The organism is Stenotrophomonas sp. 22692, assembly GCF_052045015.1.
Lineage (GTDB): Bacteria > Pseudomonadota > Gammaproteobacteria > Xanthomonadales > Xanthomonadaceae > Stenotrophomonas > Stenotrophomonas geniculata.
Genome location: NZ_JBQEMR010000042.1, coordinates 23,587 through 30,334, shown reverse-complemented (window position 1 = coordinate 30,334; position 6,748 = coordinate 23,587). Strand labels below are relative to the sequence as shown.

General features: G+C 68.4%; 6 protein-coding genes and 1 tRNA gene. 5 read left to right on the top strand and 2 right to left on the bottom strand.

Annotated elements, in window-relative coordinates:
- A partial coding sequence (locus ACTJJM_RS18715) for a hypothetical protein (RefSeq protein ID WP_440865877.1) occupies positions 1 to 261 on the bottom strand: 261 nt, incomplete at its 3' end.
- Here ACTJJM_RS18715 and fdhE point away from each other — a divergent pair.
- The 5 genes from fdhE to selD all read left to right on the top strand — a co-directional run bounded on the left by fdhE (position 260) and on the right by selD (position 5,826).
- Positions 260 to 1,243 (top strand): formate dehydrogenase accessory protein FdhE, encoded by a 984-nt coding sequence (gene fdhE / locus ACTJJM_RS18710; protein WP_010484040.1) that lies wholly within the window; start codon positions 260 to 262, stop codon positions 1,241 to 1,243. The genes ACTJJM_RS18715 and fdhE overlap by 2 nt on opposite strands.
- A gap of 4 nt (positions 1,244 to 1,247) precedes the next feature.
- Positions 1,248 to 2,672, top strand: a complete 1,425-nt coding sequence (selA, locus tag ACTJJM_RS18705) for an L-seryl-tRNA(Sec) selenium transferase (protein WP_440865876.1) — start codon at positions 1,248 to 1,250, stop codon at positions 2,670 to 2,672.
- Positions 2,669 to 4,600, top strand: a complete 1,932-nt coding sequence (gene selB, locus ACTJJM_RS18700; RefSeq protein ID WP_440865875.1) for a selenocysteine-specific translation elongation factor — start codon at positions 2,669 to 2,671, stop codon at positions 4,598 to 4,600. Before selA ends, selB begins: the two co-directional genes overlap by 4 nt.
- Positions 4,601 to 4,624: 24 nt before the next feature.
- Positions 4,625 to 4,720, top strand: a tRNA-Sec gene (locus ACTJJM_RS18695).
- 26 nt (positions 4,721 to 4,746) lie between these two features.
- Positions 4,747 to 5,826 (top strand): selenide, water dikinase SelD, encoded by a 1,080-nt coding sequence (gene selD / locus ACTJJM_RS18690; protein ID WP_224328518.1) that lies wholly within the window; start codon positions 4,747 to 4,749, stop codon positions 5,824 to 5,826.
- Positions 5,827 to 5,883: 57 nt separating this feature from the next.
- Here the strand turns inward: selD and ACTJJM_RS18685 are convergent, their stop codons facing one another.
- A complete protein-coding gene (locus ACTJJM_RS18685; protein ID WP_010484036.1) occupies positions 5,884 to 6,744 on the bottom strand; it encodes a YicC/YloC family endoribonuclease in 861 nt (286 codons plus the stop codon).
- Positions 6,745 to 6,748 lie beyond the last annotated feature (4 nt).

Sequence of the window (6,748 nt, the reverse complement as noted above, 5' to 3'; positions counted from 1 at the left end):
CCGCGGCATCCATGCCGCGGACACCCCCGCAACCGGACCCACCCCGCCTTCGACAGTTTCCCGCTGCTGTCGGAATAGCATGAGCTGCTCTTGGTGGGTGTCGACCTTGGTCGACACGATGAACATGGCAACGACCGAAACCGGTTTCTGTAGAGTCGAGCCATGTTCGACTGCTTTGCTCGACTGCGTTGTTTGAACACGCTGGACGCCAGCGCCGACAACGGCGAGGATGGAGGCTGGTTCTTCTGGCTGGCCCTGCATGGCGCAACGCATCCTTGAACCCGGTGAGATCGAGACACTGGCCTCGCGCGATGTTCCGCGCATCATCCTGCCCGATGTCGCTTCCCTGTTCGCCGAGCGCGCGACGCGCCTGCGCAGCCTGGCTGCGCACAGTGCCATCGGCGGTTACCTGCAGCTGCTGGCGGCGTTGGCAGATGCACAGCAGGCACTGCTGGACGAACTGACACCACAGCAACGCGAAGCGCTGCAATCGCAGGCACGTGCGCAGCAGTCGAGTGCGGCGGCCGGTGCCGGCATGCCGTTGCGGCCGGCCAACACGCTTCACCTGGATGGACGCTGGCGCGACTGGCTGCGCACGCTGTGCCAGCACTGTGCCGACGAGGCCGGGCTGCCGGCGGAAACCCGCCAGGAGTTGCAGCGCGTCGCCGCGGCCGACGATGCCTGGCTGGAGGCGCAGGCCCATGCCGTGCTGGAGCGTGATGATGCGCCATCGGTGGACGCGGTCGCGGCGCTGCTGGTGATGAACGCACTGCAGGTCTACTGGGCGGTGCTGGCGGACAGCTTCCGCTCCACCGACCTGAAACCGCTGGCCGATGCACCCGGCCTGTGCCCGTTGTGCGGCTCGCTACCGGTGGTCAGCGTGGTGCAGGCACGCCCACCCTATGCGTCCTACCGTTACCTGTCGTGCTCGCTGTGCGCGTGCCAGTGGCACTACGTGCGCGTGCAGTGCAGCCAGTGTGGCACCGCCGGCAAGGACATCGCCTACCGCGCCCTGGCCGATGTGGATGGCGACAGCGGCGAGGCCGTGCGCGAGAGCGCGGTCCGTGCCGAGACCTGCGACCACTGCCACAGCTACCGCAAGATCCTGTACCTGGAAAAGGATCCCTCACTGGAACCGGTCGCCGATGACCTCGGCACGTTGGCGCTGGACCTGCTGCTGGGCGAAGAAGGTTATGCGCGCGCCAGCCAGAATCCGCTGCTGTGGCAATCCGACGGCGAGTGAGGCGATGACAGCCACGCCCTCCACCCCGGCATCGGTTTCCGCCCTGCCCTCGCTGGACCGGTTGCTGCGCCTGCCTGCCCTGGCAGCACTGATCGAGGGCCACGGCCATAGTCGTATCACCCGGCTGCTGCGTTCGCACCTGCAGGTGCTGCGCGACCGTATCAGCGCCGGCCAGCTTTCGGCCGCGCAGCTGCAGGAAGCGGTTGGCGGTCCGGCGCTGGTCGCGGCGATCGAGTCCGCACTGGCGGCCGATGCACGGCTGGATCTGCAGCCGATGTTCAATCTGACCGGCACCGTACTGCACACCAATCTCGGGCGCGCATTGCTCCCCGATGCCGCCGTGCACGCGGTCAGCCGCGCGATGACCGCGCCGGTGGATCTGGAGTTCGACGTCATCCGTGGTCGTCGCGGCGACCGCGATGCACGGGTGCAGGCATTGATCTGCGAACTGACCGGCGCTGAAGCCGCCACCGTGGTCAACAACAATGCGGCGGCGGTCCTGCTGCTGCTCAACAGCCTGGCCAACCGCCGCGACGTGGTGGTGTCGCGCGGCGAACTGGTGGAGATCGGTGGCGCCTTCCGCATTCCCGACGTGATGCGCAGCGCCGGTGCCCGGCTGCTGGAAGTGGGCACCACCAACCGCACCCATCCAGCTGACTTCGCCAACGCCATCGGCGCGCGCACCGCACTGCTGATGGAGGTGCACGCCAGCAACTACGCGATCACCGGCTTCACCGCCAAGGTCGACACCGCGGCGATGGCGGCAATCGCGCACGAACATGGCCTGCCGCTGGTGGTGGACCTGGGCAGTGGCAGCCTGTGCGATCTGGCCACGTTCGGCCTACCGCACGAGCCCACTGTGCAGGAAACGCTGGCAGCCGGCGCCGATCTGGTTTCGTTCAGTGGCGACAAGCTGCTGGGTGGGCCTCAGGCCGGCATCATCGCCGGCCGCGCCGACCTGATCGCGCGGATCAACCGCAACCCGCTCAAGCGCGCGCTGCGCATGGACAAGATGGGCCTGGCTGCGCTGGAAGCGGTGCTGGCCCTGTACCGCGAACCGGAGATGCTGGCACAGCGCCTGCCGACCCTGCGCACGCTGTCGCGCACGCAGGACGACATCGATGCGCAGGCCCAGCGCCTGCTGCAGCCGATGCGTGCCTCGCTGGCGACGGACTACACCCTCGATCCTGCTTCGATGCACAGCCAGATCGGCAGCGGCGCGCAGCCACAGGCGCAGCTTGCCAGCGCCGGACTGCGCATTGCCAGCGCACACCGTGGCGGACTGGATCGCCTGGCCAAGCGCTTGCGTCAGCTACCGCGCCCGGTGCTGGGCCGAATTGCCGATGACGCGTTGTGGCTGGACCTGCGCTGCCTGGAACCCGGGGACGAAGCGGCCTTCCTCGCCCAATGGAGCGCGCTGCAGGCATGATCGTCGGCACCGCCGGGCATATCGACCATGGCAAAACAAGCCTGGTACGCGCACTGACCGGCATCGAAACCGATCGCCTGCAGGAAGAGCGTACGCGCGGCATATCGATCGAACTGGGCTACGCCTATGTCCCGGTGGAAAGCAGGGACGTCGAAGGCTCGGCCGCGACGCTGGGCTTCGTCGACGTTCCGGGCCATGAGCGCTTCGTGCCCACGATGGTGGCCGGCGCCACGGGTATCGATGTCGCCCTGCTGGTGATCGCTGCCGACGACGGCGTGATGCCACAGACCCGCGAGCATCTGGCCATCCTGCAACTGCTGGGCGTGAACCGGGGTGCGGTGGCGCTGACCAAAATCGACCGTGTGGATGTAGCGCGCATCGCCCGGGTCGAGATCGAGATCGCTGCGCTGCTGGCCGGAACGCCGCTACAGGATTCCCCTGTATTCGCCTGCAACAGCACCTCAGCCGATGATGCCGGCATCAGTGCACTGCGTACCCAGCTGCACGCGTGGGCGGCGGACGACGCCAGCGCGCGCCAGGCCGCACTGCGCAGCGAACTGTTCCGCATGCCGGTGGACCGCGTGTTCTCGCTGGCCGGCCACGGCACGCTGGTGACCGGCGCGGTACATGGCGGCATCGCCTTGGTGGGTGAGCATCTGCAGCTGATGCCGGCCGCCACTGAAGTGCGCATACGCAGCATCCACGCGCAGAACCAGGCCAGCGACCACGCGATGGCCGGGCAGCGCTGCGCGTTGAACCTGGCAGCCATCGCTCGTGACGACATCCGCCGTGGCGACTGGATCGCCGACCCGCGCGCACTGCTGCCCACCACCCGCGTTGATGTGCGCCTGCGGCTGTCCGCGTTGGCCGCGCCATTGCGCGACTGGGCGCCGCTGCATATCCACTGGGGCACGATGCACCGGCAGGCCCATGTGGTGCTGCTGGAGGACGACGATCACGGCAATGGGCAGTTGGTGCAACTGGTGTTCGATGCGCCGGTCTGTGCGATGTGTGGCGATCGCTTCATTGCCCGCGACTCGGCGGCAACCCGTACGCTGGGCGGCGGTGTCGTACTCGATCCGGATCCGCCACAGCGGCGGCGGCGCAGCCCTGCACGCCTGGCGTGGCTGGTGGCGCTGGAACAGCTGGCCACCAGCGCAGATGTTGGCCCGCTGCTTCAGCAGGCGGCCACCGGAATTCCATTGGCCGCACTGCAGCGCTACTGCCGGCGCGCCGCCGACCGGATCGATCTTCCTGCAGGCGCACAGCGCATCGCCACCCGCGACGACACGGTGGTCATCCTCGCTGCGCACTGGCAGGTGCTACGCGAACAGGTAATCGCCTCACTGCGTGGCTGGCATGAACGACGCCCTGACGAACCCGGTGTCGACAGCGGGCGCCTGCAACGCAGCACCCTGCCTGCACTGGCAACGAGCCTGTGGAACGCGCTTCTCCAGGACCTGCTGGACGACGGCAGCGTGCAGCGCGTGGGCGCCTGGTGGCGCCTGCCCGGCCATGACCATGCGCCACCGGAACGCGAGCGTCTGCTGCTGGAACGCGTGCTGCCGCAACTGCACGCCGGTGGCTTCGATCCGCCGTGGGTGCGCACCCTGGCCGCCGACATCGGCCTGGCCGAAGACGAGGTCCGCGCCATCCTGCGCCGTGCCACCACACGTGGCGAACTGTTCCAGGTGGTACCGGACCTGTTCTATGCACCGGCCCGCATTGCCGAGCTGGCCGCGATCGTCGCGCAGCTGTCGCAGGCCAGCGGCGCGGTGGATGCGGCCGCTTTCCGCGATGCCATCGGCCTGGGCCGCAAGCGCAGCATCCAGATCTTGGAGTTCTTCAATCGCGTTGGCTACACTCGACGCGTCGGTGACCAGCATCGGCCGCGTGGCGACCTGCAGTGGAACGCAGCCCGCGACTGAGCCCACCGCTACCGCCGTACTTTCGGAAGGCATGCGCATCCGGGCATGCGGCTGGGCTTCAAACCCAGTAGGGGGCGTCGATCGTTCCCTGGTAGGTTCGACTCCTGCTGCCTTCCGCCATTCGTGTTTCCGCAGGAGATGTCGGCATGGCCACGCACGCGCAGTCCCCCGCCCCTTCAACGGCCGATGCCCCGCAACGCCTGACCTCGCTGGCGCACGGCGGCGGCTGCGGCTGCAAGATCGCGCCGGGCGTGCTGACCGAACTGCTGCGCGGCGTGCCGGCGCTTCCGGCACCGGCTGAGCTGCTGGTTGGTCGCGAGACCAGCGACGACGCCGCGGTGTACCGCCTTGATGACCGCCAGGCGATTGTCGCCACCACTGATTTCTTCATGCCGATCGTCGACGATCCATTCGACTTCGGCCGCATCGCCGCCACCAACGCGCTGTCGGACCTGTATGCGATGGGCGCGCGCCCGCTGTTCGCACTAGCCATCGTCGGCATGCCGATCAACAGCCTGCCGCAGGACACCATCCGCGGCATCCTGCAGGGCGGCGAACGTGCCTGCGCCGATGCCGGCATCGTGGTGGCCGGTGGCCACAGCATCGATTCGGTGGAACCCATCTACGGCCTGGCCGCGATCGGCGTGCTCGATCCGCAGCGGCTCAAGCGCAATGCCGATGCCCGCGCCGGCGATGTGCTGGTGCTGGGCAAGCCGCTGGGCGTGGGCGTGTATTCGTCAGCATTGAAAAAAGAAGTGCTGGATGCCGACGGCTACCGGCAGATGATCGCGTCGACCACCCGACTTAACACCGTGGGCGTGCCGCTGGCCGCGCTGGACGGCGTGCATGCCATGACCGACGTCACCGGCTTCGGCCTGCTCGGCCACCTGCTGGAAGTGTGCCGTGCCAGTGGCGTTGCCGCCGAGGTGGACATTGCACAGGTGCCGCTGCTGCCACAGGCGCTGGAGCTGCTGCAGCGTGGCTGCGTGACCGGCGCCTCCCACCGCAACTGGACTTCCTATGGCACCGAGGTGCGCTTCGCCGAGGGGTTGCCAGCACATTGGCAGCCGCTGCTGACCGACCCGCAGACCAGCGGTGGCCTGCTGGTGTCTTGCGCCCCGGAAGCGGCGGATGCGGTGCTGGCCTGTTTCCACGACGCAGGGTTCGTCCAGGCGGCCGTGGTGGGGCGCTTGGGCGAAGGAGCGCCGGGCGTCAGCGTGCGCTGATGCGCGGAAACGACAAGGGCGCCCGAAGGCGCCCTTGTCGTTTCGCCGGGTGCAGCATCACTCGATGTTCTGCACCTGTTCGCGGATCTGGTCGATCAGCACCTTCAGCTCCACCGCGGCATTGGACGTGCGGCTGTCCACCGACTTCGAGCCCAGCGTGTTGGCTTCGCGGTTGAACTCCTGCAGCAGGAAGTCCAGGCGGCGGCCGACCGGCTCACGCTGCTTGAGCACGCGGCGGATCTCGACGATGTGGCTGCCAAGACGGTCCAGCTCTTCATCCACGTCCAGCTTCTGCAGCCACAGCACCAGTTCCTGCTCGGTGCGGCCGGGATCGACCGGGTGCGGCAGGTCGGCCAGGCGTGCGGCCAGCTTGGCACGCTGGCCGTCGCGAATGGCCGGAATCAGCGTGCGGACTTCGGTGGCGATGCGTTCGATGCCGTCCACGCGCTCGCTGATGGCGGCCGACAACTTGCCGCCTTCGCGCTCACGGGCCTCGACGAAGCCGTCCAGCACCTGGTCCAGCAGGGCCAGTGCCTCGACCTGCAGCGCGGCGGCATCGGTGGCCTCGCCACGGGTCACGCCCGGCAGCTGCAGCAGGTCGGTGAAGCTGACCTGCAGGTTGGGGAAATCGGAGGTCAGGCGGTGGGCCAGGCGGCCCAGCTGGCCCAGCAGGGCCTCGTCCACCTGCAGGTTGGCCGCCGCTTCCGGCGCGCGCAGGCGCATCACCAGATCCAGCTTGCCACGGCTCAGGCGTGCGGCGATGCGCTCGCGCAGCTGCGGTTCGAGCGCCCGCAGTTCCTCGGGCAGGCGGGTGCCGACCTCCAGGAAGCGGTGGTTGACCGAGCGCAGCTCGCAGCCCAGCGTGCCCCACGGGGTGACCCGCTCGCCGCCGGCATAGGCGGTCATGCTTCGAATCATGGAT